We start from the raw sequence: 25994 nt of genomic DNA on the forward strand, positions 1-25994 counted from the left end.
TACGGCGCGTCACCGGTAGGTGAGGTGGTCGCCCTCGAGGTGGGGGTGCTCGTTGAAGGTCAGCAGCCGGGCGCCGGTGGAGCCGACGACGACGCGGGTGACCGACGAGTTGACGGTGACGGCGTTGAACCGGGCCCAGCGGCGGGCGAGGGCGACCGGGTCGTCGTCGTCGGGATCGGCGAGCGCCGCGGCGAGGACGCCGATGACGCCGCCGGAGGTGACCACGACCGCCGTGCGTCCCGAGCCGGCGCGCTCGGCCACGCGCGCGAACGCGGCGCGCACCCGTGCCACGAAGCCGTCCCAGGGCTCGTCGTAGTCGCCGTGGCCGGCGGTCCAGCGCGCGGTGGCCTGCTCGAAGAGCCGCTGGAAGGCCTTGCGGTCCAGGCCGCCGGCGTCGGTCAGCGACGTCACCTCGGGGTGGCTCGCGACGATGCCGAGGTGGTCGAACTCGTCCCAGGCCTCGTCGACGACGACGTCGCCGCGCCAGCCCGCGGCACCGGTCATCGCCTCGAGGGTCTCGCGGTGGCGCCGCATCCCGCCCCGCACGATCGTGGTCGGTACGACGCGCCGCTCGGCCATCCACTGGCCGAGGAGCCGGCCCTGCTGCCACCCGACCGGCGACAGCACGTCGTAGTCGTCGGCCCCGAAGGACGCCTGGCCGTGACGGACCAGCAGCACGACGCCCATCAGCGCTGCCCGGCGAGCAGGGTGCGGCAGCGCGACTCGAGGTAGCCGACGGCGGGACCGAAGACGGCGTAGGCCTCGTTGGTGGTCTGCCGGTGGACGTAGCGGTACCAGATCTGCTGGGCGATGACGGCCAGCCGGAACAGCCCGAAGACCTCGTAGAACAGCCAGCCCGGCGCGGGCAGCGCGAGACCGGAGCGCTCGAGGTAGGTCTCGACGAGGCGCTCGCGGGTCCACATGCCCGGCGTGGTCGACGGCTGGCGGCGGAAGAGCTGGAAGACCTCGTCGTCGCCGGCCTCGACCCAGTAGGCGAGCGCGCCGCCGAGGTCCATCAGGGGGTCGCCGACGGTGGCCATCTCCCAGTCGAGCACCGCGCGCACGCCGAGCGTGTCGGGGTCGAGGACGAGGTTGTCGAGCCGGAAGTCGTTGTGGATCATTCGCTGGGCCACGTCGCGCGGCTGGTGCTCGTCGAGCCAGGTCAGGACGTCGGACCAGTCGCCGGTGTCGTCGGTGCGCGCGTCGGCGAACCGCTTGGTCCAGCCGCCGACCTGGCGGGCGACGTAGCCGTCGCCCTTGCCCAGCGCGGCCAGTGCGGGCACCGCCGCGACGTCGACGCCGTGCAGCGCGACCAGGGTGTCGAGCGCCCGGTCGCAGAGGTTGTCGGCCTGCTCGGGGGTGACGGGGAAGCCGAAGTCCTGACGCGGGATGACGCCGTCGACGCATCCCATCACGTAGAACTCCGAGCCGATCACGGTCTCGTCGGTGCAGTGGGCGACCATCGCGGGCACCTGCGGGAAGACCGGCGCGAGCGCGGCCTGGACGTCGTGCTCGCGGCCCATGTCGTGCGCCCCCCTGGCCTTGGCGCCGACCGGCGGACGCCGCAGCACCAGGTCGGGCTGCCCCGCGGCGTACTGCAGGAGGTAGGTGAGGTTGGACGCGCCGCCGCGGAACTGGCGCACCCCGGCGATCGGGCCGCGGTCGAGGTAGGCCGCCACCGCGTCGACGTCGAAGGCGTCCTCGTCGCGGACCGCGGACGAGTCGGCGCCCGGGCTCACCGGCGGGCGCCGTACTTGCCGAGCTCGAGGCGCGCGATCACACCGCGGTGCACCTCGTCGGGGCCGTCGGCCAGGCGCAGCGCGCGGGCCGAGGTCCAGGCCCCGGCGAGGGGGTGGTCCTCGGAGAGACCACCGCCCCCGTGGAGCTGGATGGCCATGTCGATGACCTGCTGGGCCACGTTGGGGGCCGCGACCTTGATCTGGGCGACCTCCGACAGCGCGTTGAGCGGACCGCCGACGTCGAGCTTCCAGGCGGCGTTGAGCACGAGCAGGCGCACCGAGTCGATAGCGATGCGGGCCTCGGCGATGCGCTCGCGGTTGCCGCCGAGGTTGGCGATCGGCTTGCCGAACGCCGTGCGCTCCAGCGCGCGCTTGCAGGCCAGCTCGAGAGCCATCTCGGCCAGGCCGATCAGTCGCATGCAGTGGTGGACGCGGCCGGGGCCCAGGCGGCCCTGGGCGATCGCGAACGCCTCGCCGGGGCCGCCGATGACGTTGGTCAGCGGCACCCGGACGTCGTCGAACGACACCTCGCCGTGGCCGAGCGGCTCGTCCTGGAAGCCCATCGTGGACAGCAGCCGCTCGACCTTGACGCCGGGCGCGTCGCGCGGCACGAGCACCATCGAGTGACGGTGGTGGCGGTCGGCGTCGGGGTCGGTGAGTCCCATGAAGATCATCACCCGGCAGTCGGGGTGGCCGATGCCGGAGGTCCACCACTTGCGGCCGTTGATGACCACCTCGTCGCCGTCGACGACCGCGGTCGCGGCCATGTTGGTGGCGTCGGAGGAGGCCACGTCGGGCTCGGTCATGGCGAAGGCGCTGCGGATCCGGCCGTCGAGCAGCGGCTCGAGCCACTGCTTCTTCTGCTCCTCGGTGCCGTACTTGAGCAGCACCTCCATGTTGCCGGTGTCGGGCGCGTTGCAGTTGAGCACCAGCGGCGCGATCGCCGACCGACCCGTGAGCTCGGCGATCGGCGCGTAGTCGACGTTGGTCAGGCCACCGCCCCCGTCGACCGTGTAGCCCTCGCTGTGGGCGGCGGGCAGGAAGAGGTTCCACAGGCCGCGCTCGCGCGCCTTGGCCTTGAGCTCCTCGATCAGCGGCAGCGGCTTCCAGGGGTCGCCGGTGCGTCGCGCCTCGGCGAGGTCGCGGTGGTAACCGGGCTCGGCGGGCTCGACCTCCTCGGCGAGGAACGCGCGGACGCGCTCGGTGAGGTCGGCAGCTCGGGCAGAGGGGGCGAAGTCCACGTCGGCCACGGTAGCCGTGCATGGCAGGATCGCGGTCGTGCGTCCCCTCCCGGCTCTCGTGGCGGCTGCGGTGACGGTGCTGGGGCTCGGGGCCTGTGACGTCGACGTCTCCCAGGACGACGACCGCGCCCCGGTGCCGGCCGAGGTCCGCGCCGGGCTCGCCACGCTCTACGCCGCCGGCGACACCAGCCCCGCCGTGGTCGCCGAGGCCGGGTGCTTCGCCGACGCGCTCACCGGGCGGCTGACCCCCGCCGAGCTCGTCGAGGCCGGCATCGTGGGCGACGACGGCCGGGTCGTCGACGCCGTCCCGACGCTCACCGTCGACGTCGCCGGCGCCTGGGTCGACGCGCTCGACTCGTGCACGCCGTACGTCGAGGTGGCCGCCCGCACGCTCGCCGCACGCTTCGACGGACGGCTCGACGAGGCGTCGTACGCCGTGTGCCTCGGCTCGACGGTCGCCCCCGACCGGGTCCGCGCGGCGCTGGTCGCCACCCTGACCGGGCGCTACGGCACCGACCCGGCGGTGGCCGAGCTCGAGGCCGCCTCGGGCGACTGCGCACGGTCCGCCATCTCGCTGGGCTGAGCACCCCCGGGCCGGCAGCGCAGGCCGGGACCTTGGTCCCTTAACGCCGGGACCCCGCCCTGCGAAGGATGGTGGCCGAACCCACGTCACCGACTGCGGCAGGCACCTGAGCCGGAGGCGACGGGACCACACCACCGGGCCCGGACGAGCACCCTGCGTCGCTGCGGCCCACTGACACGGAAGGGCAGCAGACATGAGCATGCACGGCACATGGACGCTTCACTACAGCTGGGACATCGGGTCGACGACCCCGCGCACCTACGCCTCCACGCAGGTCACCTTCAACGCCGACGGCACCTTCGCCGGCGCGAGCCCCGGGCGCTGGATGCTGCGCGACGGCACCCTGATGCTGAGCTTCACCGGCGGACCGGCGAAGTACGGCGGGTCCCTGGTCGGTCCCGTGGGGACCGGGGAGATGTCCACCTTCGGCGGCCTCAACGGCTGCTGATACCTGATCGAGCAGGGCACCGTCGGCATCGCCGCCGACGAGGCCGACGCCACCCACGACGTCGCCGGCAACGACCTCAAGGTCCTGGCCGGCGCCGGGTCCTCCACGAGCTGAACGGACCACGACGATGACCGACCACTCCATGCCGTCGATGCCTTCGATGCACTCGATCCACTGCATCCTGCCGCCCCACATGCTCGAGCACATCGCTCGGACCGGGGACGACACCCAGCGCGAGCGCGCCCTGCAGGCCCTCGCCACCGACAACACCCAGCGCAGCCGCCGGATCACCCGGTCCTTCACCACCGTCGCCCCGGCGATGCCGGTGACGACGCCCCACAAGCAGCGACACGTCCACGACCTCAACCACGGCACCAACCTGCCGGGGACGCTCGTGCGCTCGGAGGGGCAGGCCGCGACCGGGGACGCCGAGGTCGACGAGGCCTATGACGGCGCGGGCGCCACGTTCGACATGTTCTGGGCCGCCTACTCGCGCAACTCCATCGACAACGCCGGGATGCCGCTGATCTCCAGCGCGCACTACAGCACCCAGTACAACAACGCCTTCTGGAACGGGGCACAGATGACCTACGGCGACGGCGACGGGGTCTACTTCAACCGCTTCACGGCCTCGGTCGACGTCATCGGCCACGAGATGACCCACGGGATCACCGCTTACCAGGCCAACCTGGAGTACCACGACCAGCCGGGGGCGCTCAACGAGTCGATCTCGGACGTGTTCGGCTCGCTGGTCAAGCAGTTCTCCCGCTCCACGAAGCAGACCGCGGCGCAGGCCGACTGGCTGATCGGGCAGGGGCTGTTCACCTCGAAGGTCAACGGGGTCGCCCTGCGGTCGATGAAGGCGCCGGGCACGGCGTACGACGACCAGCACCTCGGCAAGGACCCGCAGCCGGCCCACATGAACAACTTCGTGCACACCACCTCCGACAACGGCGGCGTCCACATCAACTCGGGGATCCCCAACCACGCCTTCTACCTGCTCGCCACCGCGCTCGGCGGCTACGCGTGGGAGAAGGCCGGCCGGATCTGGTACGTCACGCTCTGCGACCCGCGGCTCGCCCCGACCGCCCGGTTCCAGGACTTCGCCAACCTGACCGTCGCCAACGCCGCGACGCTCTTCGGGCCCGCGGTGCAGCAGGCGACGATCGACGCCTGGGCCGCCGTCGGCATCTCGAGCAGCCTGCAGCCGCCCAAGATCTCCGGTCAGTGGGCGCTGCACTACGACTGGGGCGTCACCGGCCGCTTCAACCAGGTGCCGATCACCTTCAACGCCGACGGCACCTTCACCGGTGGCGGCAACGGCCAGTGGCAGCAGAAGGACGGGACCCTGATGCTGCACTGGAACACGGGCCCGGCCATCTACTCCGGCTCCCTCGACGGTGACATCGGGTCGGGCGCCATGACGACCTTCGCCGGGTCCGACGGGTCGTGGTACCTCTACCGGCAGGGCAACGTCGGGCTCGTCCCCCCGACCCTCGAGGAGGAGACGACCCAGCACCTCGACGCGATGGGCAACCCCGTCACGGTGGGAGCCGGCGCGGCCGGCGCCGCCGGCGCGGCAGGCTAGGAGGGCCCGATGAGGATCAGTCTGCGCACCGACGGCGGCCTGGCGACCTTCCCGGGCCTGACCCGACCCGTCGAGGTGGACTCGTCCTCGCTCGGCGCCGACGAGGCCGCTCGGCTCGAGCACCTCGTCGGCGCCGCCCGCTTCTTCGCGCGTCCCGAGCCGGCCGCGGGTCCCGCGCCCGGCACGGCCGACGCCATGACCTACACGCTCACCGTCGACGACGGCACCCGCACCCGCACCCTCACGGTCTCGGACCCGCTCGAGGACGACGACCTGGCCGCGCTGATCTCGCACCTCCGGGCGCTCTAGCGGCCGGCCCGCTCACGACCTCGGTCTCGGCGCGCTCACGGCACGCTCACGACACCGCCACCGTCGTGACGACCCGCGCCCGCTCCACCGGGTCGACCCAGGCCTCGCGGGCCCGCAGCAGCCGCGCGGTCGACCAGGCGACCATCGCCACGGCCAGGGACAACGACACCCAGGGGCTCGGGGCGCGGGTGAGCAACGAGAACAGGACGCCGGTGAGGGTGGTCGAGAGGGCCAGGCGCGAGGAGTAGGCGACCATCATCGCCGGCGGGGCCGGGGTCGCGCGCGAGGAGCGGAGGTCGACGGCGTACGGGCGCGCGGACGACCAGCGCATCGACGCGCCGACGACCTGCACGGTGACGACGACCAGCGTCGAGCACAGGGCGGAGAGCTCGGCGGCGCTGGGGACGCCGGCGCGCAGGCCCGCGACGACGACGGTCAGCACCGAGGCGGACAGCAGGAACTCGGCGAGCACGTAGGCCCGCGCGTCGAAGACGGTGCCGGGGGGCACCGGGAGGCTCTCGCGCCACAGGGTGCCGCGACTGTCGAGGCACCACGCGTTGACGCCGTAGAGCAGCGCGCCGCCGGAGGCGACCAGGCCCGGCAGGATCGTCATGGTGTCCCACTGCAGGTCGCCGAGCAGCGCGACCAGCGCCGGCCCGAGGGCCAGCACGATGACCCCGCGACGCATCGGCACCGCACGCCATACCGACGCCCGGTCGGTGCGGACCATCGCGCCCAGCGGGCTGCGCGGCATCGACCGTGCGGGGTAGCGGCCCGACTCGACCTTGAGCTCGTCGCGGGGGGTACGCCGGGCCGCGAGGTGGGCCGGCACGGCACCGAGCGCGACCAGCACCACCACGACGACCAGCAGCGCCGCCGTGGTGACCGCCCACCGCGGCGTGACGCCGAAGGCCAGGCTGACGACGACGCCCCGGGTGGGCACGGCGTCGAGGACGTCGGTGAGGCGGTCGGAGACCTGGAGCCACAGCGCGACGCCGAGCACGACGAGGTTGAGCACCCGCACGGCGGCCATGCCGTGGGGCAGGCGGCGTACGCCCTCGAGCGACCAGGCCAGCACCTGCGCGAAGGCGGTGCCCGCGGCCAGCCACAGCAGCACGACCACCTGGGCCGGGGCGAGCGCCCCCGCGCCCACGCCGTAGGCGGTGACGCCGAGCAGCAGCCACGCCTGGAGCAGCCACGCGATGTTGAGCGGCGCCAGCAACAGGGCGCCGAGGTGGTCGGTGGTCGGGCTGACCGGGAACACCGCGGCCGGGTCGCGGGCCAGCAGCTCGCGACCACCGCCGGACGCCGCCGCCGACACGACGGCCAGCAGCACGAACCCGGCCAGCGCGGTCGGCAGCACGATCAGCAGCTCACGCGCCCGCCCGTCGACGCCACCGGCGCCCGGCAGGAACGCCGGGACCACGGCCACGGCGGTCGTCAGCGCCAGGACGGTGGCGCCCGCCCCGGCCAGGAGCCGCCGTCGGCCGTGCGCGGCGCGGAACCGCACCAGGTGGACGACGTCGACGACCGCGCGGCGGGCGGCGGCGACGGGTCCGTCAGTCGAGGAGGCCGCGGTAGGCACGGGCGCCGTCCTCCCCGAGCATCTCGGAGGCGGCCAGGGTGGCGACGCGGGAGCCGCCACGCAGCACGCTGACGGTGCTGCAGGCCTCGACGGCCAGCTCGCGCAGGTGGGTGGAGACCAGGACGCAGGCCCCGCGGGCCCGGGCGTCGCTGATGACCGCGAGGGTGGCCTCGACCCCGATCGGGTCGACGCCGTCGAAGGGCTCGTCGAGCAGCAGCACCGCCGGGTCGTGCAGGGCGGCGAGCACGACGCTGAGGCGGCGTCCCATGCCGTGGCTGAACCCCGCGGTCACCCGGTGCGCGACGTCGCCGAGCTCGAAGCGCTCGAGCAGGTCGCGGGCGCGGTCCTCCCAGGCGGGCAGGCGGCGCAGCCGGGCGGAGAGCTGGAGGTGCTCCCAGGGCGTCGCGCGCGGCACGAGCCCGCCGACGTCGGGGCAGTAGCCGACCGACTGCTTGACCCGCAGCGGGTGGTGGGCGACGTCGTGGCCGTCGACGACGACCGTGCCCGCGCTCGGCGGCACGACCCCGGCCAGGACGCGCATCGTGGTCGACTTGCCGGCACCGTTGCGCCCGAGCAGCGCGGTGGACTGCCCGGCGTGGCCGGTGAGGTCGACACCGGCGACGGCCTCGATCTCACCGAACCGCACGTGGAGCCCGCGGACGTCGACGAGCACGTCGGCGTCGGTCGGCGGGAGCACGGGCCCATCATCGCGTCCCGCCGGGGCCACGTCAGGTGTTCTGCGGGAACCCCAGGTTGAGGCCACCGTGGCCCGTGCCGGGGTCGAGCCAGCGGGCGGTGACGGCCTTCTCGCGGGTGAAGAAGTCGACGCCGGAGGGTCCGTAGGCCTTGGCGTCGCCGAAGAGCGAGGCCTTCCAGCCGCCGAAGGAGTGGTAGGCGACCGGCACCGGGATCGGCACGTTGATGCCGACCATGCCGACCTCGACGTCCTGCTGGAAGCGCCGCGCGGCCCCGCCGTCGTTGGTGAAGATCGCGGTGCCGTTGCCGTAGGGGCCGCCGTTGATGAGGGCCAGGCCCTCGGCGTACGACGCCACGCGGACCACCGAGAGGACCGGGCCGAAGATCTCGTCGGTGTAGACCGTCGAGGTGGTGCCGACGTGGTCGACCAGCGAGGGGCCGAGCCAGAAGCCGTCGGCGGCCCCGTCGGCCTCGACCCCGCGGCCGTCGACGACGACCGAGGCACCGTCGGCGGTGGCGACGTCGAGGTAGCCCGCGACCTTGTCGCGGTGCTCGCGGGTGATCAGCGGGCCCATGTCGGCGTCGCCGCGGCCGTCGCCGACCACGAGCTTGCCCATCCGGTCGCGGATCTTGTCGACCAGCTCGTCGCCGACGGGGTCGACGGCGAGCACCACCGAGATCGCCATGCACCGCTCACCGGCCGAGCCGAACCCGGCGTTGACGGCCGAGTCGGCGACCAGGTCGAGGTCGGCGTCGGGCAGGACGAGCATGTGGTTCTTGGCGCCGCCGAGGGCCTGGACCCGCTTGCCGGCGGCGGTGCCCTTCTCGTAGACGTACTGGGCGATGGGGGTCGAGCCGACGAAGGAGATCGAGGCGACGTCGGGGTGCTCGAGCAGCGCGTCGACGGCCTCCTTGTCGCCGTGGACGACGTTGAAGACGCCGTCGGGCAGGCCGGCCTCGGCGAGCAGCGCGGCCAGCCAGTTGGCGACCGAGGGGTCCTTCTCCGACGGCTTGAGCACCACGGTGTTGCCGGTGGCGATCGCGATCGGGAAGAACCACATCGGCACCATCGCGGGGAAGTTGAACGGGCTGATGATGCCGACGACCCCGATCGGCTCCTTGACGGAGTAGACGTCGACGTCGGTCGAGACGCCCTGGGAGTAGGAGCCCTTGGCCAGATGGGGCATCCCGCACGCGAACTCGACGACCTCGATGCCGCGGGCGACCTCGCCGGCCGCGTCGGAGAGCACCTTGCCGTGCTCGGAGGTGAGGATCGCCGCGAGCTCGTCGCGGCGCCCGTCGAGCAGCTCGCGGAACTTGAACATCACCGTCTGGCGCTTGGCGATCGACGAGCGGCCCCAGCCGCCCTGGCCGGTCGCCGGGTCGCCGACGTACGCCGCGCGCGCGGCGGCCACGGCGGTGTCGACGTCGGCGCCCGAGGCCAGCCGGACGTGCTTGGTCACCTCGCCCAGCGCGGGGTCGTAGACGGGGCTGGTGCGGTCGGAGGCGCCGGCGGTCAGCGCGCCCGCGATCCAGTGGTCGAGCGTCGGGGTGGTCATGAAGCGATCTCCTTGTCGAGCAGGGTGAGGACCTCGTCGTAGATCGAGAGCGCCCGGGCGCACTCGTCGTCGGTGACGACGCACGGGGGGACGACGTGGATGCGGTTGTCGGCGGCGAAGGGCACCAGCCCGCGGGACAGGGCCTCCTTCTTGGCCAGGCCGATCAGGGCCGGCGGCACCGGCGCGCGGGTGGCCGGGTCGGTGACGAGGTCGAGCGCCCAGAAGACGCCCAGCCCACGCACCTCCCCGACCACCGGGTGGCGCTCGGCGAGCTCGTGCAGGCCCGGGCCCAGCACGTCCGCACCGATGCGTCTGGCGTTGTCGACGATGCCCTCGGACTCCATCGCGTCGAGCGCGGCCACGATCGAGGCGCAGGCCAGCGGGTGGCCGGAGTAGGTGAGCCCGCCGGGGAAGACGGCCTCGTCGAAGTCGGCGGCGATCTCGTCGCCGATGATGACCCCGCCGACGGGGACGTAGCCGGAGTTGACCCCCTTGGCGAAGGCGATCAGGTCGGGGCGTACATCGAAGGTGTCGAGGGCGAGCCACTCCCCCGTCCGGCCGAACCCGGCCATCACCTCGTCGAGGATCATCACGATGCCGTGGGCGTCGCACAGCTCGCGGACCCCGGCGAGGTAGCCGGGCGGCGGCACCAGGACCCCCGCCGTACCGGGGATGGTCTCGAGCAGCACGGCCGCGACCGAGGCGGGGCCCTCGCACTCGATGACGCGGCGCAGGTGGGTGAGCGCCCGCTCGCACTCCTCCTCGGGCGTGGTCGCCCAGAACTCGCTGCGGTAGAGGAACGGCCCGAAGACGTGCACGTGGGACCGGGCGTACTCGTTGGGGACGCGGCGCCAGTCACCGGTCGCGACGACGGCGGCCCCGGTGTTGCCGTGATAGCTGCGGTAGGTGGAGACGACCTTGTCGCGCCGGGTGTGCAGGCGCGCCATCCGGATGGCGTTCTCGACCGCGTCGGCGCCGCCGTTGGTGAAGAAGACCTTGTGCATCCCGTCGGGCGCGCGGTCGGTGATGCGTCGGGCGGCCTCGCCGCGGGCCAGGTTGGCCGTCGACGGCGCGATGGTCGCGAGCGTGGCGGCCTGCTGCTGGATCGCCGCCACGACCGCGGGGTGCTGGTGGCCGATGTTGACGTTGACCAGCTGGCTGGAGAAGTCGAGGTAGGTGCGCCCCGCGTGGTCCCACACCGTCGAGCCGAGCCCGCCGGCCAGCACCAGCGGGTCGAGCGCGGCCTGCGCGGACCACGAGTGGAAGACGTGGGCCCGGTCGAGGGTCCTGGTGTGCGCGTCGAGGTCTGTGGTCGCGGGGGTCTCGGTCACCGTCATCGTCGTCGGTCTCCTTGGGTCGGGGTGGGTGGGTCAGGCTGGTCCCATGCGTCCCTGGTTTCACCGGCCGGCCGGTGAAACCAGGACTGGGACGACGAAATTTCATCGTCCCGGTCAGGCATTCACCGGCCGGCCGGTGAATCCTGGGGCAGGTGGGACAAGCGGGCACGCCGTCAGGCCTTCGCGGTCACGTGGTCGCGCAGCGCGGGCATGATCGACTCGCCGTACAGGCGCATCGTCTCCTCCTTGTTGTCGTGCTGGAGGTAGATGGCGAACTGGTCGACGCCGATCGCCTTGAGCTCCTCGAGCTTGGCGACGTGCTGCTCGGGGGTGCCGAGGAGGCAGAAGCGGTCGACGATCTCGTCGGGCACGAAGTCGACGTGGTCGTTGTCGGCCCTGCCGTGGGAGTTGTAGTCGTAGCCCTCGCGGCCCTTGATGTAGTCGGTCAGCGCCTGCGGGATGTCCTGCCCCCCACCCGAGTCGCCGTACTTGGCGACGATGTCGGCCACGTGGTTGCCGACCATGCCGCCGAACCACCGGCACTGCTCACGCATGTGGGCCAGCGACTCGGGGCTGTCGTCGCCGACGTAGGCCGGTGCCGCGACGCAGAACGTGATCGCGTCGGGGTCGCGGCCGGCGTCGGCGGCGGCCTTGCGGACCGCGCCGATCATCCACCGGGCGATGTCGACGTCGGCGAGCTGGAGGATGAAGCCGTCGCCGACCTCGCCGGTGGTCTTGAGCGCCAGCGGGCCGTACGCCGCCACCCACACCTCCAGCGCGGAGGTGCGCGCCCAGGGGAACTGCAGCGTGGTGCCGTTGACCTCGACGGGCCGGCAGTTGGCCAGCTCGCGGATGACGTGGGTGGCCTCGCGGACGTCCTTGAGCGTGGTCGGCTTGCCGTTGAGCACTCGCACCGCGGAGTCGCCGCGGCCGATGCCGCAGACCGTGCGGTTGCCGTACATCTCGTTGAGCGTGGCGAAGACGCTGGCGGTGACGGTCCAGTCGCGGGTGGCCGGGTTGGTCACCATCGGCCCCACGATGACCCGGTTGGTCTCGTGGAGGATCGCCGAGTAGATGACGTAGGGCTCTTGCCACAGCAGGTGGGAGTCGAAGGTCCAGACGTAGTCGAAGCCGTGCTCCTCGGCCTGCTTGGCCAGGCCGACGGTGCGCCAGGCGGGTGGGTTGGTCTGCAGCACGACGCCGAAGTCCATGGGTGTCCTTTCCACGGTGGTTGAGGTGCGACGAAGGAGCCTCGAAACCCCGTCGGGTCGTGGGGTCAGGTGAGGTACTGGGTGAGTCCGCGCCTGAGGTAGCGCCCGTGGCCGGCCCGCCCGTGGAACTCGCCGTCGGAGACGACGACCGAGCCACGGGAGACGACGACGTCGACGTGGCCGTCGACCTCGTAGCCCTCCCAGGCGGAGTGGTCCATGTTCATGTGGTGGGTGCGGCCCTCGCCGACGCCGATCGAGGTGTGGCCGGCCGGGTCGTAGACGACGAGGTCGGCGTCGGCGCCGGGAGCGATGACGCCCTTGGTGCCGTAGAGGCCGAACATCCGCGCGGGGGTCGTCGAGGTGATCTCGACCCAGCGCTCCAGGGTGATCTCGCCGGTGACGACCCCCTGGTAGAGCAGGTCCATGCGGTGCTCGATCGAGCCGATGCCGTTGGGGATCGCGCGGAAGTCGCCGCGGCCGAGCTCCTTCTGGTCCTTCATGCAGAACGGGCAGTGGTCGGTGGAGACCATCTGCAGGTCGTTGGTGCGCAGTCCCTGCCACATGGCGTGCTGGTGGCCCTCGGCGCGCGAGCGCAGCGGGGTCGAGCAGACCCACTTGGCGCCCTCGAACTCGCCCCACGTCGGGTCGCCCGTCGCGCCGAGCTGCTCCTCGAGCGAGAGGTAGAGGTATTGGGGGCAGGTCTCGCCGAAGACGTTCTTGCCGCGGTCGCGGGCCGCGGCGATCTGCGCGACGGCCTGCTTGGCGCTGACGTGGACGACGTAGAGGGGCGACTCGGTGAGGTCGGCCAGCATGATGGCGCGGTGCGTGGCCTCCTCCTCCATCTGCCAGGCGCGGGCGACGCCGTGGAAGTAGGGGGTGGTCTTGCCCTGGTCGTAGAGCTGCTGGGCCAGGACGTCGATCGCCGGGCCGTTCTCGGCGTGCATCATCGTCATCAGGCCGAGCTCGGCGGCCTTCTGCATGGCCCGCAGGACCTGGGCGTCGTCGGAGAAGAAGATCCCGGGGTAGGCCATGAACAGCTTGTAGCTGCTGATGCCCTCCTCGACCAGGGTCTCCATCGCCTTGAGCGACTGCTCGTCGACCCCGCCGATGATCTGGTGGAAGCCGTAGTCGACCGCGCACTGGCCGCGGGCCTTGTCGTGCCAGGCCTCCAGCCCGGTCTCGACGGCCTCGCCGGTCTTCTGCACTGCGAAGTCGATGATCGACGTCGTGCCGCCCCAGGCCGCGGCGATCGTGCCGGTCTCGAAGGTGTCGCTGGCCTCGGTGCCCCCGAAGGGCAGCTGCATGTGGGTGTGGGCGTCGATGCCGCCCGGGACGACGTACTTGCCGCTCGCGTCCACGACCCGGTCGACGGAACCGGCCAGGTCGTGGCCGAGCAGCGTGGACCCCGGCGCCAGGACCGCGACGATCGTCTCGCCGTCGACCAGGACGTCGGCGGCGCTGCGACCGGTCGCGCTGACGACGGTGCCGCCGGTGATCAGCAGGGTGGCCACCTCAGGCCTGCGCGATCCGCGTGTAGGAGTCGGGCCGGCGGTCGCGGTAGAACTGCCAGTCGTCGCGCATCTCCTGGACCATCGCGAGGTCGATGTCACGCACCAGCAGCTCCTCCTGGTCGGCCGAGCCGCGCTCGCCGACGAAGTTGCCGCGCGGGTCGATGACCTGGCTGGTGCCGTAGAAGTCGACCGCGAGGTCGCCGTACTCGTTGTCCTCCTTGCCGACCCGGTTGGGCTGCAGCACGAAGTAGCCGTTGGCGACGGCCGCGCACGGGCCCTCGACCTCCCACAGCCGGTTGGAGAGCCCGGGCTTGGTGGCGTTGGGGTTGAAGACCATGTGGGCGCCGCCCAGCCCCAGCTCGCGCCAGCCCTCGGGGAAGTGGCGGTCGTAGCAGATGTAGACGCCGACCTTGCCGACCGCGGTGTCGAAGACGGGGTAGCCGTTGTTGCCGGGACGGAAGTAGAACTTCTCCCAGAACCGGTCGAGGTGCGGGATGTGGTGCTTGCGGTAGGAGCCGAGGAGGGTGCCGTCGGCGTCGACGACGACCGCGGTGTTGTAGTAGACGCCGGTCTGCTCCTCCTCGTAGATCGGCAGGACGTGCACCATGCCGAGCTCACGGGCGAGCGCCGCGAAGCGCTGCACGACCGGGCCGTCGGCCGGCTCGGCGAAGCGGTAGTACTTCTGGTCCTGGGTGATGCCGAAGTAGGGGCCGTAGAACAGCTCCTGGAAGCACATGACCTGCGCACCCTGGGCGGCCGCGTCGCGTGAGAACTGCTCGTGCCGGTCGAGCATCGACTCCTTGTCACCGGTCCACGTGGTCTGGCTGATGGCGGCCTTGACGATGGTCAACGGGTCTCCTCCGGGTCGGCGTGGTCCACGGTCCCGAACGCCCGGTCGAGGCCTCGCGGAACTGTTATCGTCCGAGTTGAACATTTCGCCCATGTGACGCTCGTGTCAAGGATCTCGTGTGAATCTCGCCACCCTCGAGGACCGCACCCCCCGCGGGATCGCGGCCGAGCTGGGGCGCGCGGTCCGCTCCGGCGAGCTGGCTCCCGGCGAGCGGCTGCCCACCGTGCGCCACGTCGCCGCCGAGCTGGGGGTCTCCCCCGCGACGGTCAGCGCCGCCTGGCAGGCGCTGCGCCGCACCGGCCTGGTCGTCTCGCGCGGGCGGGCCGGCACGTTCGTGCGCGAGGCCCCCGAGCCCCGGCTCAGCCCGCGGGTCGCCGGGCTGCGCGGCGGCGCCGACGACGGCCTGCGCCTCGACCTGTCGCGCGGCACCCCCGACCCCGCCCTGCTCCCCCAGCTCGGTCCGGCGCTGCGCCGGGTCTCCGAGCGCGCCACGACGCCGGGCTACCAGGAGGAGCCCGTGCTGCCGGCGCTGCGGGCCGTGCTCGCGGCGACCTGGCCGTCGCCGACCGACCGGCTCACCGTCGTCGACGGCGCCACCGACGCCGTCGGGCGCGTGCTCGACCTCGTCGTCTCCTACGGCGACCGGGTGGTGCTCGAGACCCCCGGCTTCCCGCCGTTCTTCGACCTGGTCGAGGCTCTGGGCGGCGAGGTCGTGCCGGTCGAGCTCGACGGCGCGGGCGTGCGGCCCGAGTCGCTGCGCCGGGCACTCGAGTCGCGCCCGGCCGCCGTCGTGCTGCAGCCGCGCGCCCACAACCCGACCGGGGTCTCCACGACCCCGGCGCGGGCCGCGTCGCTGGCGCGGGTGCTGCGTCGTACGACGGCGACGCCGTGGGTCGTCGAGGACGACCACTCCGGCGCGATCAGCACCGCCCCCGACGTCTCGCTCGGCGCCTGGCTGCCCGACCGCGTGGTCCACGTGCGGTCCTACTCCAAGACCCACGGCCCCGACCTGCGGCTCGCGGCCCTCGGCGGCCCCTCCGACCTGGTCGACGCCCTCGTCGCCCGACGCATGCTCGGGCCGGCCTGGACCTCGCGGATGCTGCAGACCATCCTGCTCGACCTGCTGACCACGTCGCGGTCGATGGACGAGGTCGCCGAGGCCCGTCGCCAGTACTACGGCCGCCAACAGGCCGTCGTGGCCGCGCTGGCCGCGCACGGCGTCGACGTCGCGACCCCCGACGGCCTCAACCTCTGGCTCCCGGTGCGCGACGAGCGCTCCGCTGTCCTGCACCTCGCCGCCCACGGCATCCGAGTGGCCGCCGGCACCCCCTTCCTGGCCGCGGGCACGACCGGCGACTTCGTGCGCGTGACCTCGGGCCTGGTCCCGGCCGAGCAGGCCGACGAGGTCGCCTCGGCCCTGGCCGAGGCCGCTACGGCCTAGGCCGTACGCCGCCGCAGGGTGACCGCGCCCAGGGCCAGACCGGCGCCGGCGTAGGCCAGGACGACGGCGACGTCCTGCCACACCTGCGCCGTGGCGCTCGTGAGGGTCAGGTGCTGCATGGCGTCGGTGGCGTAGGACAGCGGAAGAACGTCGCTCACAGCGCCGAGCGCCGCGGGCAGGTCGTCGCGCGGCACGATGAGGCCGCACAGCAGGATCTGCGGCACCACGACGACCGGCATGAACTGCACGGCCTGGAACTCCGTGCGTGCGAAGGCGCTGACGAACAGCCCGAGGGCGGTCCCGAGCACGGCGTCGGCGACCGCCACGACTCCCAGGAGCCACAGCGGACCGACCACCTGCAGGTCGAGCAGCTCCACGCTGACGCCGACGGCGAGTGCGGCCTGCACGGCTGCGACCAGGCCGAAGGCGACGGCGTACCCGAGGAGGAAGTCGAGCTTGCCGGTGGGCAGGGCGAGCAGGCGCTCGAGGGTTCCGCTACTGCGCTCACGCAGTGTCGTGACGCTCGTGACCAGGAACATCACGGTGAAGGGGAAGATCGCCAGCAGCCCGGGGCCGATGCGGTCGAAGACGTCGCCGCTCCCGTCGGCGGTGTCGAGGAACATCCACCACGTCAGCGTGATCAGCAGGCACGGCACCACGAGGAGCATGACCAGGGTCCGGCGGTCGCGACGCAGCTGGGTGAGCACCCGTACGGCGACCGCGGCGAGGATCCGCGGGGTCACGGCCGGCGCCCCTCGACCAGGGACAGGAACGCCGCCTCGACCGTCGCGGCGCCGACGCTGCGCTTGACCTCGTCGGGGCTGCCGTCGGCGAGGATCTCGCCGTCGCGCATCAGCAGCAGCCGGTCACAGCGCTCGGCCTCGTCCATCACGTGGCTCGACACGACCACGGTCGCCCCCGCGTCGGCGAGCCGGTGGAACAGGCCCCACAGCTCACGGCGCAGCACCGGGTCGAGCCCGACCGTCGGCTCGTCGAGGACCAGCAGGTCCGGGGCGCCGAGCAGCGCGACCGCCAGGCTGGCCCGCGAGCGCTCGCCGCCGGACAGGCGCGAGACGACCCGGTCGCGCAGGGCCTCGAGGTCGACCCGGCCGACGACGGAGTCGACGTCGTCGTCCCCCAGGCCGAGGACCCGGGCGAAGAACCGGACGTTCTCGGCGACGGTCAGGTCGTCGTACACGCTCGCGGACTGGGTGACGTAGCCGATCCGGTCGCGCAACATCCGGCTGCCGGCGTCGTGGCCGTCGACCCGCACCGTGCCCCCGACGACGCGCTGCACCCCGACCAGCGCGCGCAGCAGCGTCGTCTTGCCGCACCCCGACGGGCCGAGCAGGCCGGTGACCCCGGGCCCGAGGTCGAGGTCGAGGCCGTCGAGCACGCGGCGCCCTCCGCGGACGACGACGAGCCCGCGCACCTCGACGACCACCTGGCCCGCACCCACACCGCCATCATCCGGGCCGGGCCGGCGGCGCGCCCGGGCCATCGGACCCTTGCCGTCGTGGAGGTCACGTCCGGGCGGGTCGCGAGGCCCGTCCGGCCGGGTGGACGATCTGGGGCAGCTCGTGGTCCTGCGGGGGGTGCAGCGGCAGCACCTCGTCGTCGTCGCGACGACGGATCCCACCGAGCAGCACGGGCACGTAGCGCCGCCAGAGGTCGGGCTGGTCGGTGGTCGTCGCCATCGAGATCATCATGGTGAGCACCGCCAGGTCGAGCACCTCGATCTCGGGCCGCAGCACGCCGGCCTCGCGGGCGCGTCGTACGACGGCGTCGACGGCCGGCTGCATCCGCTCGCGCGCGGCGTCGAGGCGCTCGCGGGCCTCGACGTCACCGACCATCGCCTCGAGCAGTCCGCGGTCGCCGGCCTGCGCCGCGGCCGACCTCTCGAAGAACCAGACGAGCGCCTCCCACGGGTCGGCGACCTCGAGCGCACGGGCCGCCAGGGCGACCATCTCGTCGATGCGGTCGGCGAAGAGCGCGTCGACCAGGTCGGCCCGGTGGGGGAACCGGCGATAGACGGTGCCGACGCCGACACCGGCCTCGCGGGCGATCTCCTCGAAGCCCACGTCGAGGCCCCGCTCGGCGACGAGGCGGCGCGCGGTGTCGAGGACGACGCGGCGGTTGCGCTCGGCGTCGCGGCGCAGCGGCTTGGGGACCTCGGGCGGAGTGGGCACACGTCATGCTAACAAAGTGGAGAACACCTTCCGTTTCGTGCTACCGTCAATAACCGGAATAGCCCTTCCACTTGGACCCAAGGAGCCCCGATGCCCATCACGACAGATCCACCCAGCCCCGGCCCCGCGACATCCGACACCGCGACGGGGCCGACGTCGGCCCGCGCCAGGTGGCTCGTCCTCGGCGTCGTCTCGCTGGCCCAGATCGTCGTCGTCCTGGACGCGACGATCGTCAACATCGCCTTGCCCAGCGCCCAGAAGGCGCTCGGGTTCTCCAACGACGACCGCCAGTGGGTCGTGACGGCCTACGCCCTCGCGTTCGGCTCGCTGCTGCTGCTCGGCGGCCGGCTCGGCGACCGGCTCGGCCGCAAGCCCATGTTCGTCACCGGTCTGGTCGGCTTCGCCGCCGCCTCGGCGCTGGGCGGCGCCGCCCCCAGCTTCGAGGTCCTGGTCGGCGCCCGGGCGGCCCAGGGGGTCTTCGGTGCACTGCTGGCACCGGCCGCCCTGTCGTTGCTCACCGTCACCTTCACCGACCCCACCGAGCGCGGTCGCGCCTTCGCCGTGTTCGGCGCCATCTCGGGTGCAGGCGGCGCCGTCGGGCTCATCCTCGGCGGCGCGCTGACCGAGTACCTCTCCTGGCGGTGGTGCCTCTACGTCAACGTGCCGCTCGCGGCCGTCGCGGTCGTCGGCGCCGTCCTGCTGCTGGGCAAGGAGCAGCGCCCGGCCGACCAGCCGCGACTCGACCTGGCCGGCGTGGCGCTGAGCGTCTCGGGCCTCGTGGCCCTCGTCTACGGCCTGGCCAACGCCGAGTCCGACGGCTGGTCCAGCGGACCGACCCTCGGGTTCATCGCGGCCGGAGTGGTCCTGCTCGCGCTCTTCACCTGGGTCGAGGCCCGGGTCGAGCACCCGCTGCTCCCGCTGCGCGTGCTGCTCGACCGCACGCGCGGGGGCTCCTTCGTGGCCGTCGGTCTCGTCGGCGCCGGTATGTTCGGGGTCTTCCTGTTCCTGACCTACTACCTGTCCACCGTGCTGGGCTACCAGCCCCTCGAGACCGGGGTCTCGTTCCTGCCGATGATCGTCGGCATCGTCGTCGCAGCCCAGGTGGCCGCTCCCGTGGTCACCCGTCTCGGGGTGAAGGTCCCGGTCACCGTCGGGTTCGCCACCGGTGCCGTCGGCATGTTCCTGTTCACCCGCCTCGGCCTCGACAGCACCTATTGGGCCGACGTGTTCCCCGGTCTGGTCGTGCTCGGTCTCGGGATCGGCCTGGTGATCGCCCCCTCGATCAGTGCGGCCACCGCCGGGGTCGACCGGGCCGACGCCGGCGTGGCGTCCGCAGCGGTCAACACCTTCCAGCAGATCGGCGGCTCGATCGGCACCGCCGTCCTCAGCGCCGTGGCCGCCACGGCCGCCACCGACTACCTCGACGGTCGCAATCCGGCCGACCCGCTGGTGCAGGCGATGGCCGGGATCGAGAGCTACACGACCGCCTTCACCTGGGCCGCCGGTGTCTTCGCGCTGGGTGCGGTGGTCTCGGCGTTGCTCCTGCCGCATGGCGCGCTCGAGGTCGACCCGGACGCCGAGCCGGTGCTGGTGCACTGAGCGCGCACGCGACCCGCCCGGACGACACCGGCCCGCTCCCTCGTCGAGGGAGCGGGCCGGTACGTCGTGCAGGGCCGGTCAGGCGGGGAACGAACCGCCCGAGGCCGCGAGGTCGCGCAGCCACTGCGTGGGCTGGAAGCGCTCGCCGTAGGCCGCGGCCAGCTCGTCGGCGCGCTTGACGAAGGCGGCCAGACCGATCTCGCCGTCGGCGCCCTCGTAGCCGGTCATGAACTGCGCGGCACCACCGGTCATGGGCGGGAAGCCGATGCCCATGATCGAGCCGATGTTGGCGGCAGCGGCCGAGGTGATGACGCCCTCCTCGAAGCACTTGGCCGTCTCGAGCGCCTCGGCGAAGAGCATCCGGTCCTTCATGTCCTGGAAGGGGATCTGCTCGGCGGCCGGCGGGAACTGCTCGGCCAGGCCGGGCCACACCGAGCCGCGCTGGCCGTCGGTGTAGTCGAAGAAGCCGGCGCCCTTGAGCCGCGAGGGGCGACCCAGGTCGATCATCTTCTTGACCACGGCGACACCCGGGTGCTCGACGTACGTCGACCCGTCGCGCTCGGCGGCGTCGCGCGAGGCCTTCTCGATCTTGGCCATCAGCTCCATGTTGAGCTCGTCGGTCAGCTGCAGGACGCCGACCGGGTAGCCGGCCTGGGTGGTCGCCCGCTCGATCGAGTAGGGGTAGGCGCCCTCGCCGAGCATGGCGAGGCCCTCCATGACCTGGGTGCCGATGACCCGCGAGGTGTAGAAGCCACGGCTGTCGTTGACGACGATCGGGGTCTTCCTGATCTGCTGCACCACGTCGTAGGCCTTGGCCAGCGCGGCGTCCGAGGTCTTCTCACCCTTGATGATCTCGACGAGGGGCATCTTGTCGACGGGGCTGAAGAAGTGCAGGCCGATGAAGTCGGCCGGACGGTCGACGCCCTCGGCGAGCTCGGTGATCGGCAGGGTGCTGGTGTTGGAGCACAGCAGCGCGTCGGGGTTGACGTGCTTGGCCGCCTCGGCGAAGACCTGGTGCTTGAGCGAGGGGTCCTCGAAGACGGCCTCGATCACCAGGTCGCAGCCGGCCAGGTCGGCGTAGTCGTCGGTGGCGACGATGCGGGCGAGCAGCTCGTCGGACTTCTCCTGGGTGAGCTTGCCGCGGCTGACGGCCTTGGCGTTGATCTTCTCGGAGTAGGCCTTGCCCTTGTCGGCGTTCTCCAGCGCCACGTCCTTGAGCACGACCTGCATGCCGGCGCGGGCGCAGGAGTAGGCGATACCGGCGCCCATCATGCCGGCGCCGAGGACGCCGACCTTGGTGGCCTTCCACGGCTCGATGCCCTGCGGGCGCAGTGCCCCGGAGTTGATCGCCTGCAGGTCGAAGAAGAACGCCTGGATCATGTTCTTCGAGCCCTGGTTGACGATCAGGTTGGTGAGGTAGCGCGACTCGATGCGGCTGGCAGTGTCGAAGTCACGGCTCGCGCCCTCGACCGCGGCACTCAGGATCGCGCGGGCGGCGGGGTAGACCGCGCCCTTGGTCTGCTTGCGCAGCAGCGCCGGGAAGGCGGGCAGGAAGCCGGCGATGGCCGGCGACTTCACCGAGCCACCGGGCATCTTGTAGCCCGGGGCGTCCCAGGGGTTCTGGCTCGCCTCGGGATTGGCCTTGATCCAGGCCTTGGCGGCCGGCAGCAGCTCGTCCTGGGTCGCGACGAGCTCGTCGATGAGGCCCTGCTCCTTGGCGGCGGAGGCCTTGAACTGCTTGCCCTCGAGCAGGAAGCCCATCAGGCCGTTCTGCAGGCCGAACATCCGGATGATGCGGGTGACCCCGCCGCCACCGGGCAGCAGGCCGAGGCTGACCTCGGGCAGGCCGACGACGACCTTGGGGTCGTCGACCGCGATGCGGTGGTTGCAGGCCAGGGTGATCTCGAGGCCACCGCCGAGCGCGGCGCCGTTGATGGCGGCGACGACCGGCTTGGGCAGCTTCTCGAGGCGACGCAGGGCCGCCTTGACGCTCTCGGCGAGGGCGAAGACGTCGCCCGCGTCGGCCTTGGTGGCCTTGACCATCTCGCGCAGGTCGCCGCCGGCGAAGAAGGTCTTCTTCGCGCTGGCGACGACGACGCCGCTGATCGAGTCGGGGTCGGCGGCCAGCTCGTCCTCGAGGCGGTCGACCGCAGCCTTCATCGAGTCGACGTAGAGCTGGTTCATGGTGTTGGCCGACTGGTTCGGGTCGTCCAGGGTGAGGGTGACGATGTGGTCGGCGTCCTTGTCGTAACGCACGGCCGAGGTGGTCTCGGTAATGGTGGTGCTCATGTCTTCAGGGCTTCCTGTCTTGGGGCGTACGTCGTCGGTAGGGCTGGGCGGATCGGCTTCAGAGGTCTCGACACCGGTTCGCGACTTCGCAGGCTCAGTCGCGACACCGGATGCTCGACCACCCTCAGGTGGCCTGACCTCGTCCCTCGGTCAGACCACCTCGACGATGGTGGCGATGCCCATGCCGCCGCCGACGCAGAGCGTGGCGAGGCCGCGCTTCTGGTCGCGGCGGACCAGCTCGTCGATGAGGGTGCCGAGGATCATCGCGCCGGTCGCGCCGAGCGGGTGGCCCATGGCGATGGCGCCACCGTTGACGTTGGTGATCTCGTGGCTGATGCCCATGTCGCGCATGAAGCGCATGGCGACGGCGGCGAACGCCTCGTTGATCTCGAAGAGGTCGATGTCCTCGACCTCGAGGCCGGCCTTGGCCAGCGCCTTGCGCGCCGCCGGGGCGGGGCCGGTGAGCATGATCGTCGGGTCGGCGCCGCTGACGGCCATCGAGACGATGCGGGCGCGCGGGGTCAGGCCGAGGTCGGTGCCGACCTGCTCGGTGCCGATCGCCATGAGGGCCGCGCCGTCGACGATGCCCGAGGAGTTGCCGGCGTGGTGGACGTGGTTGATCTTCTCCAGCCAGTGGTACTTCTCGAGCGCGACGTCGTCGAACCCGGCGTCGGCGCCGATCTGGGCGAAGCTCGGCTTGAGCCCGCCGAGGCCCTCGGGGCTCGTGTCGGGGCGGATCGTCTCGTCGTGGTCGAGGATCACCAGGCCGCTGCGGTCGCGGACCGGCACGACGGCGTCGGTGAAGTAGCCGTTGGCCCACGCCTTGGCGGCGCGGTGGTGGGACTCGGCGGCGTAGGTGTCGACGTCCTCGCGGCTCCAGCCCTCGATGGTCGCGATGAGGTCGGCACCGATGCCCTGCGGCACGAAGCCGGTGGTGAGCGCGGTGGCGGGGTCCTGGGCCCAGGCGCCGCCGTCGGAGCCCATGGCGACGTTGGACATCGACTCGACGCCACCGGCGAGGATGAGGTCCTCCATGCCGCCGCGGATGCGGGCCGCGGCCTGGTTGACGGCCTCGAGGCCCGAGGCGCAGAAGCGGTTGAGCTGCACGCCCGCCACGGTCTCGGGGTAGCCCGCGGCGAGCGCGGCGGTCTTGGCGATGTCGCCGCCCTGCTCGCCGACCGGCGACACGACACCGAGCACGACGTCGTCGACGCGGGCCGGGTCGAGACCGGGGTTGCGGGTCTTGACCTCGTCGAGGAGCCCGACGATGAGGTCGATCGGCTTCACCTCGTGGAGGGAACCGGCTGCCTTGCCCTTGCCGCGCGGGGTGCGCAGGTGGTCGTACACGAATGCTTCTGCCATGACCGTCCTCAGATTGCTGGCGAGTTTGCTGGAGTCGCGGGGGTGGGGGTGCTTGCTCACCGCGATTGTGACACCAATACTGTCACTGTCGTCAAGGAAAGCCGAGACCGTACGCGGAGTGAGAGGGGTCACGTCGTGCCACAGGCACCCAGCGGGCTGATGACCCTCGACGAGCTCTGCGAGCGGGTGGGGCTGTCGGTGCGCAACGTGCGCTTCTACACCTCCCGCGGTCTCGTGCCGCCGCCGATCCGCCAGGGCCGGTCGGGCTACTACTCCGACGACCACGTCGCGCGCCTCGAGCTGGTCCAGGAGCTGCAGGAGCACGGCTTCACGCTCTCGGCCATCGAGCGCTACGTCTCGGGGCTGCCCGACGACGCCGAGCCCGAGGACATCGCCCTGGCCCGCACCATGCTCGCGCCGTGGCAGTCAGACCTGCCCGTCGAGATGGAGCGCGACGAGCTCGACCGGCGCGCCGGCCGCCCGCTGTCAGAGGAGGACGTCGCCACGCTGGCCGCGCTCGGCATCGTGCGCACCCGCGGCGACCAGCTGCTGGTGGCCCGCACCCAGCTCGGCATCGGCGTACGCCTGCTCGACCTCGGCTTCCCCCGCGACGTCGCCGAGGCGGCCCGCGCGGTCTACCTCGACCACGGCCGGCAGATGGCCGAGGAGCTGCACCGGGTGATCGCCGACCAGCTCATGCCGCGCTACGGCGCCGACGAGTCCGAGCGCTTCCAGGAGGTCATGGAGCGCCTCAAGCCGCTCTCGGTCGGCGGCCTGGTCACGGCCTACGAGAACGCCGTGGCGAAGGCCGCCCGCGGCGCCGCGCGGCCCCGCTGAGCCCCGGTCACCTGGACACCTGGATCTCAGGGCAGCAGGGCGCCGACCTGCTCGCTGAGCCAGCGCTGCGCGCGCAGGGCCGTGTCGACGACGGGGTCGGCCGGGTCGCCGCCGCGCAGGACGCGCACCTCCCACCCGCCGTACCAGGCGACGTAGAGCCCGACGAGGAGCAGCAGGACGCCGGTGACCCGCGGCAGCCAGCGTCCGGCGGTGCGCAGGCGCCCCAGCAGGGCCTGGGAGGACAGCGCCACCGCGATCGCGGCCAGCCCGACCACCGCACCCATGCCGGCGGCGTAGGTGACGAACAGGCCCAGCCCGTCGAGGACCTGGTCGCCGCGCAGGCTGGTCACGACGATCGCGAGGAACGGACCCACGGTGCAGGTCAGCGAGGCGACCGCGTAGACGACCCCGTAGCCGAACGTCGCCACCGCGCCGTGGCCCTCGGCGCGACGCAGGTGCAGGACCGGCAGCCGCAGCTCGCGACCCAGCACCAGCACCAGCCCGACGAGCGCGAGCAGGACGCCGGTGGCCGCCGTGACGTAGGGCAGGTACTCCTGCACCCCGGAGGCGACGGGCTGCACGACCAGGCCGAAGGCACCGAAGACCAGCACGAAGCCGGCGGTCATCAGCACCGTCGCGACCACCGCGCGACCCACGGCCGCCAGCGAGCGGCGCGCGACGGTCACGGTCGTGCCGGCACTACTGGCGGCGCTGCCGTCGGGCAGGACGGCGAGGGTGAGGTACGCCGGCAGGAGCGCGAAGCCGCAGGGGTTGAGCGCGGCCAGCCCGCCGGCGGTGAAGGCGAGCGTCAGGGCCGCGGAGTCCATCGTGGGGTCGGTCGCGGGGTCGGGCCGGTCAGCCGGCGAGGTCGGCGACGGTGTCGGCGAGGGCGTCGTCGTCGGCGTAGCCGGTGCGCAGGACCTCCTGGCCGTCGGCGTCGAGCACGACGAACGACGACTGCTCGGAGATCCCGAAGCGCTGGTAGAGCGCTCCGTCGGGGTCGCTGAGCTGGGTGGGGCCGGGGACGTCGTCGGCGAAGGTCTTGATCGCGTCGCTGTCGGACAGCGACCCGACGCCGACGAAGGCGACCTGGTCGCCGTAGGTCTCGGCGAGCTGGGTGACCTCGGGGGCCTGGCTCTTGCAGACCGCGCACCACGGCGCCCAGAACCACAGCACCACCGGACGCCCGGCGACCGACGCACCGTCGAAGGTGTCGCCGGCGACCGTGGTGGCCTCGAACTGCAGGGCCTCGGGGACCGGGGCGGGGTCGGCCGCAGCGGGGGAGCTGGGGCCGGCGCTCGGGGCCGAGCCCGTGTCGAGGTCGGGGTCGGTCGTCGCGGGCCCGTCGGTCGACGAGGCCTGCACCGCCGGGCTCGGCACCGACGAGCCGGCCTCGGAGGACGTGCCGCACCCGGCCAGGACCAGGACGGTGAGCGAGGTGGCCAGCGCGGCGCGGGTGCGGGCGCGGCGGCGTGGGGAGGGAGGGGTCATCGGGGCGCTCCTGACGGTGCTGGGGGCACTGTCGAGGATGACGCATCGCTGGTGACGGCAGGGGGCCGACGACCTTGCCGTTCGCTTACGGCGCCCGACGCAGCACATGCCCAGCACGCACAGCACGCC

Annotated in this window: 24 protein-coding genes; 7 read left to right on the top strand and 17 right to left on the bottom strand. The window is 72.5% G+C overall.

The genetic code is table 11. The features are described 5' to 3' along the window. Nucleotides 1-9 precede the first annotated feature (9 nt). Genes FZC61_RS16535 through FZC61_RS16545 form a run of 3 tightly spaced genes read right to left on the bottom strand, consistent with a single transcriptional unit; the run spans nt 10 to nt 2980 of the window. On the bottom strand, nt 10-687 hold the full coding sequence (locus FZC61_RS16535) for a histidine phosphatase family protein (protein WP_148615279.1): 678 nt from the start codon (nt 685-687) through the stop codon (nt 10-12). After that, the gene (locus FZC61_RS16540; protein WP_148615280.1) at nt 687-1739 is read right to left on the bottom strand and encodes a phosphotransferase family protein; all 1053 of its coding nucleotides are present in this window, start codon (nt 1737-1739) and stop codon (nt 687-689) included. Before FZC61_RS16540 ends, FZC61_RS16535 begins: the two co-directional genes overlap by 1 nt. Further along, nucleotides 1736-2980: an acyl-CoA dehydrogenase family protein gene (locus tag FZC61_RS16545; RefSeq protein WP_148615281.1), complete on the bottom strand. Its 1245-nt coding sequence runs from the start codon at nt 2978-2980 to the stop codon at nt 1736-1738. Before FZC61_RS16545 ends, FZC61_RS16540 begins: the two co-directional genes overlap by 4 nt. Nucleotides 2981-3017: 37 nt before the next feature. Between FZC61_RS16545 and FZC61_RS16550 the strand changes: the two genes are divergently transcribed. The 4 genes from FZC61_RS16550 (at nt 3018) to FZC61_RS16565 (ending at nt 5908) form a co-directional block, all read left to right on the top strand. Beyond that, nucleotides 3018-3563 (top strand): hypothetical protein, encoded by a 546-nt coding sequence (locus FZC61_RS16550; protein WP_148615282.1) that lies wholly within the window; start codon nt 3018-3020, stop codon nt 3561-3563. 193 nt (nt 3564-3756) lie between these two features. Beyond that, nucleotides 3757-4011, top strand: a complete 255-nt coding sequence (locus tag FZC61_RS23175; protein WP_170286138.1) for a hypothetical protein — start codon at nt 3757-3759, stop codon at nt 4009-4011. A gap of 127 nt (nt 4012-4138) precedes the next feature. Beyond that, nucleotides 4139-5599 (top strand): M4 family metallopeptidase, encoded by a 1461-nt coding sequence (locus FZC61_RS16560; protein WP_211357292.1) that lies wholly within the window; start codon nt 4139-4141, stop codon nt 5597-5599. A gap of 9 nt (nt 5600-5608) precedes the next feature. Beyond that, nucleotides 5609-5908, top strand: a complete 300-nt coding sequence (locus FZC61_RS16565) for a protealysin inhibitor emfourin (RefSeq protein WP_148615284.1) — start codon at nt 5609-5611, stop codon at nt 5906-5908. 46 nt (nt 5909-5954) lie between these two features. Here FZC61_RS16565 and FZC61_RS23180 read toward each other — a convergent pair whose 3' ends face one another. The 7 genes from FZC61_RS23180 to FZC61_RS16600 form a co-directional block, all read right to left on the bottom strand. Further along, nucleotides 5955-7493 (bottom strand): hypothetical protein, encoded by a 1539-nt coding sequence (locus tag FZC61_RS23180; protein ID WP_170286139.1) that lies wholly within the window; start codon nt 7491-7493, stop codon nt 5955-5957. Next, a complete protein-coding gene (locus FZC61_RS16575; protein ID WP_246142745.1) occupies nt 7468-8190 on the bottom strand; it encodes an ABC transporter ATP-binding protein in 723 nt (240 codons plus the stop codon). Before FZC61_RS16575 ends, FZC61_RS23180 begins: the two co-directional genes overlap by 26 nt. A 31-nt stretch (nt 8191-8221) precedes the next feature. Beyond that, on the bottom strand, nt 8222-9748 hold the full coding sequence (locus FZC61_RS16580; RefSeq protein ID WP_148615285.1) for a CoA-acylating methylmalonate-semialdehyde dehydrogenase: 1527 nt from the start codon (nt 9746-9748) through the stop codon (nt 8222-8224). After that, on the bottom strand, nt 9745-11085 hold the full coding sequence (locus FZC61_RS16585) for an aspartate aminotransferase family protein (protein ID WP_148615286.1): 1341 nt from the start codon (nt 11083-11085) through the stop codon (nt 9745-9747). Before FZC61_RS16585 ends, FZC61_RS16580 begins: the two co-directional genes overlap by 4 nt. A 173-nt stretch (nt 11086-11258) precedes the next feature. Then, nucleotides 11259-12296 (bottom strand): TIGR03842 family LLM class F420-dependent oxidoreductase, encoded by a 1038-nt coding sequence (locus tag FZC61_RS16590; protein WP_148615287.1) that lies wholly within the window; start codon nt 12294-12296, stop codon nt 11259-11261. Nucleotides 12297-12361: 65 nt separating this feature from the next. Beyond that, the gene (gene hydA, locus FZC61_RS16595; protein WP_148615288.1) at nt 12362-13807 is read right to left on the bottom strand and encodes a dihydropyrimidinase; all 1446 of its coding nucleotides are present in this window, start codon (nt 13805-13807) and stop codon (nt 12362-12364) included. 1 nt (nt 13808) lies between these two features. Next, nucleotides 13809-14657, bottom strand: a complete 849-nt coding sequence (locus FZC61_RS16600) for a nitrilase-related carbon-nitrogen hydrolase (RefSeq protein WP_148615289.1) — start codon at nt 14655-14657, stop codon at nt 13809-13811. Between the two features lie 118 nt (nt 14658-14775). Between FZC61_RS16600 and FZC61_RS16605 the strand changes: the two genes are divergently transcribed. Beyond that, nucleotides 14776-16098 carry an aminotransferase class I/II-fold pyridoxal phosphate-dependent enzyme gene (locus FZC61_RS16605; protein WP_148615290.1) on the top strand — a complete coding sequence of 441 codons (1323 nt, stop codon included), beginning with the start codon at nt 14776-14778 and terminating at the stop codon, nt 16096-16098. Here FZC61_RS16605 and FZC61_RS16610 read toward each other — a convergent pair. The 3 genes from FZC61_RS16610 to FZC61_RS16620 all read right to left on the bottom strand — a co-directional run bounded on the left by FZC61_RS16610 (nt 16095) and on the right by FZC61_RS16620 (nt 18287). Continuing rightward, nucleotides 16095-16841 carry an ABC transporter permease gene (locus FZC61_RS16610; protein ID WP_148615291.1) on the bottom strand — a complete coding sequence of 249 codons (747 nt, stop codon included), beginning with the start codon at nt 16839-16841 and terminating at the stop codon, nt 16095-16097. The genes FZC61_RS16605 and FZC61_RS16610 overlap by 4 nt on opposite strands. After that, nucleotides 16838-17557: an ABC transporter ATP-binding protein gene (locus tag FZC61_RS16615; RefSeq protein WP_246142747.1), complete on the bottom strand. Its 720-nt coding sequence runs from the start codon at nt 17555-17557 to the stop codon at nt 16838-16840. Before FZC61_RS16615 ends, FZC61_RS16610 begins: the two co-directional genes overlap by 4 nt. A gap of 64 nt (nt 17558-17621) precedes the next feature. After that, complete coding sequence (locus tag FZC61_RS16620) at nt 17622-18287, bottom strand: TetR/AcrR family transcriptional regulator (protein ID WP_148615293.1); 666 nt, start codon at nt 18285-18287, stop codon at nt 17622-17624. Nucleotides 18288-18377: 90 nt separating this feature from the next. Here FZC61_RS16620 and FZC61_RS16625 point away from each other — a divergent pair, with 90 nt between their 5' ends. Beyond that, complete coding sequence (locus tag FZC61_RS16625; RefSeq protein ID WP_148615294.1) at nt 18378-19886, top strand: MFS transporter; 1509 nt, start codon at nt 18378-18380, stop codon at nt 19884-19886. A gap of 78 nt (nt 19887-19964) precedes the next feature. Here FZC61_RS16625 and FZC61_RS16630 read toward each other — a convergent pair whose 3' ends face one another. Further along, the gene (locus FZC61_RS16630; RefSeq protein WP_148615295.1) at nt 19965-22175 is read right to left on the bottom strand and encodes a 3-hydroxyacyl-CoA dehydrogenase NAD-binding domain-containing protein; all 2211 of its coding nucleotides are present in this window, start codon (nt 22173-22175) and stop codon (nt 19965-19967) included. A 150-nt stretch (nt 22176-22325) separates the two neighbouring features. Beyond that, nucleotides 22326-23537 carry an acetyl-CoA C-acetyltransferase gene (locus tag FZC61_RS16635; RefSeq protein WP_148615296.1) on the bottom strand — a complete coding sequence of 404 codons (1212 nt, stop codon included), beginning with the start codon at nt 23535-23537 and terminating at the stop codon, nt 22326-22328. A gap of 135 nt (nt 23538-23672) precedes the next feature. Between FZC61_RS16635 and FZC61_RS16640 the strand changes: the two genes are divergently transcribed. Then, on the top strand, nt 23673-24374 hold the full coding sequence (locus FZC61_RS16640; RefSeq protein WP_148615297.1) for a MerR family transcriptional regulator: 702 nt from the start codon (nt 23673-23675) through the stop codon (nt 24372-24374). Between the two features lie 26 nt (nt 24375-24400). Here the strand turns inward: FZC61_RS16640 and FZC61_RS16645 are convergent, their stop codons facing one another. Together FZC61_RS16645 and FZC61_RS16650 are read right to left on the bottom strand one after the other, a co-directional pair. Then, complete coding sequence (locus FZC61_RS16645) at nt 24401-25201, bottom strand: cytochrome c biogenesis CcdA family protein (RefSeq protein WP_211357294.1); 801 nt, start codon at nt 25199-25201, stop codon at nt 24401-24403. 28 nt (nt 25202-25229) lie between these two features. After that, entirely contained in the window at nt 25230-25865 is a 636-nt protein-coding gene (locus FZC61_RS16650; RefSeq protein ID WP_211357295.1) for a TlpA family protein disulfide reductase, read from the bottom strand. Nucleotides 25866-25994 lie beyond the last annotated feature (129 nt).

The sequence above is a fragment of the Nocardioides rubriscoriae genome (genome assembly GCF_008087085.1).
GTDB lineage: Bacteria > Actinomycetota > Actinomycetes > Propionibacteriales > Nocardioidaceae > Nocardioides > Nocardioides rubriscoriae.

What these genes read in the sequence shown, in the direction of transcription:
- FZC61_RS16535 (WP_148615279.1), bottom strand. Translation starts at nt 687, where the DNA reads ATGGGCGTCGTGCTGCTGGTCCGTCACGGCCAGGCGTCCTTCGGGGCC.
- FZC61_RS23175 (WP_170286138.1), top strand. Translation starts at nt 3,757, where the DNA reads ATGAGCATGCACGGCACATGGACGCTTCACTACAGCTGGGACATCGGG.
- FZC61_RS16560 (WP_211357292.1), top strand. Translation starts at nt 4,139, where the DNA reads ATGACCGACCACTCCATGCCGTCGATGCCTTCGATGCACTCGATCCAC.
- FZC61_RS16565 (WP_148615284.1), top strand. Translation starts at nt 5,609, where the DNA reads ATGAGGATCAGTCTGCGCACCGACGGCGGCCTGGCGACCTTCCCGGGC.
- FZC61_RS16580 (WP_148615285.1), bottom strand. Translation starts at nt 9,748, where the DNA reads ATGACCACCCCGACGCTCGACCACTGGATCGCGGGCGCGCTGACCGCC.
- FZC61_RS16585 (WP_148615286.1), bottom strand. Translation starts at nt 11,085, where the DNA reads ATGACGGTGACCGAGACCCCCGCGACCACAGACCTCGACGCGCACACC.
- FZC61_RS16590 (WP_148615287.1), bottom strand. Translation starts at nt 12,296, where the DNA reads ATGGACTTCGGCGTCGTGCTGCAGACCAACCCACCCGCCTGGCGCACC.
- FZC61_RS16625 (WP_148615294.1), top strand. Translation starts at nt 18,378, where the DNA reads ATGCCCATCACGACAGATCCACCCAGCCCCGGCCCCGCGACATCCGAC.
- FZC61_RS16630 (WP_148615295.1), bottom strand. Translation starts at nt 22,175, where the DNA reads ATGAGCACCACCATTACCGAGACCACCTCGGCCGTGCGTTACGACAAG.
- FZC61_RS16635 (WP_148615296.1), bottom strand. Translation starts at nt 23,537, where the DNA reads ATGGCAGAAGCATTCGTGTACGACCACCTGCGCACCCCGCGCGGCAAG.
- FZC61_RS16645 (WP_211357294.1), bottom strand. Translation starts at nt 25,201, where the DNA reads ATGGACTCCGCGGCCCTGACGCTCGCCTTCACCGCCGGCGGGCTGGCC.
- FZC61_RS16650 (WP_211357295.1), bottom strand. Translation starts at nt 25,865, where the DNA reads ATGACCCCTCCCTCCCCACGCCGCCGCGCCCGCACCCGCGCCGCGCTG.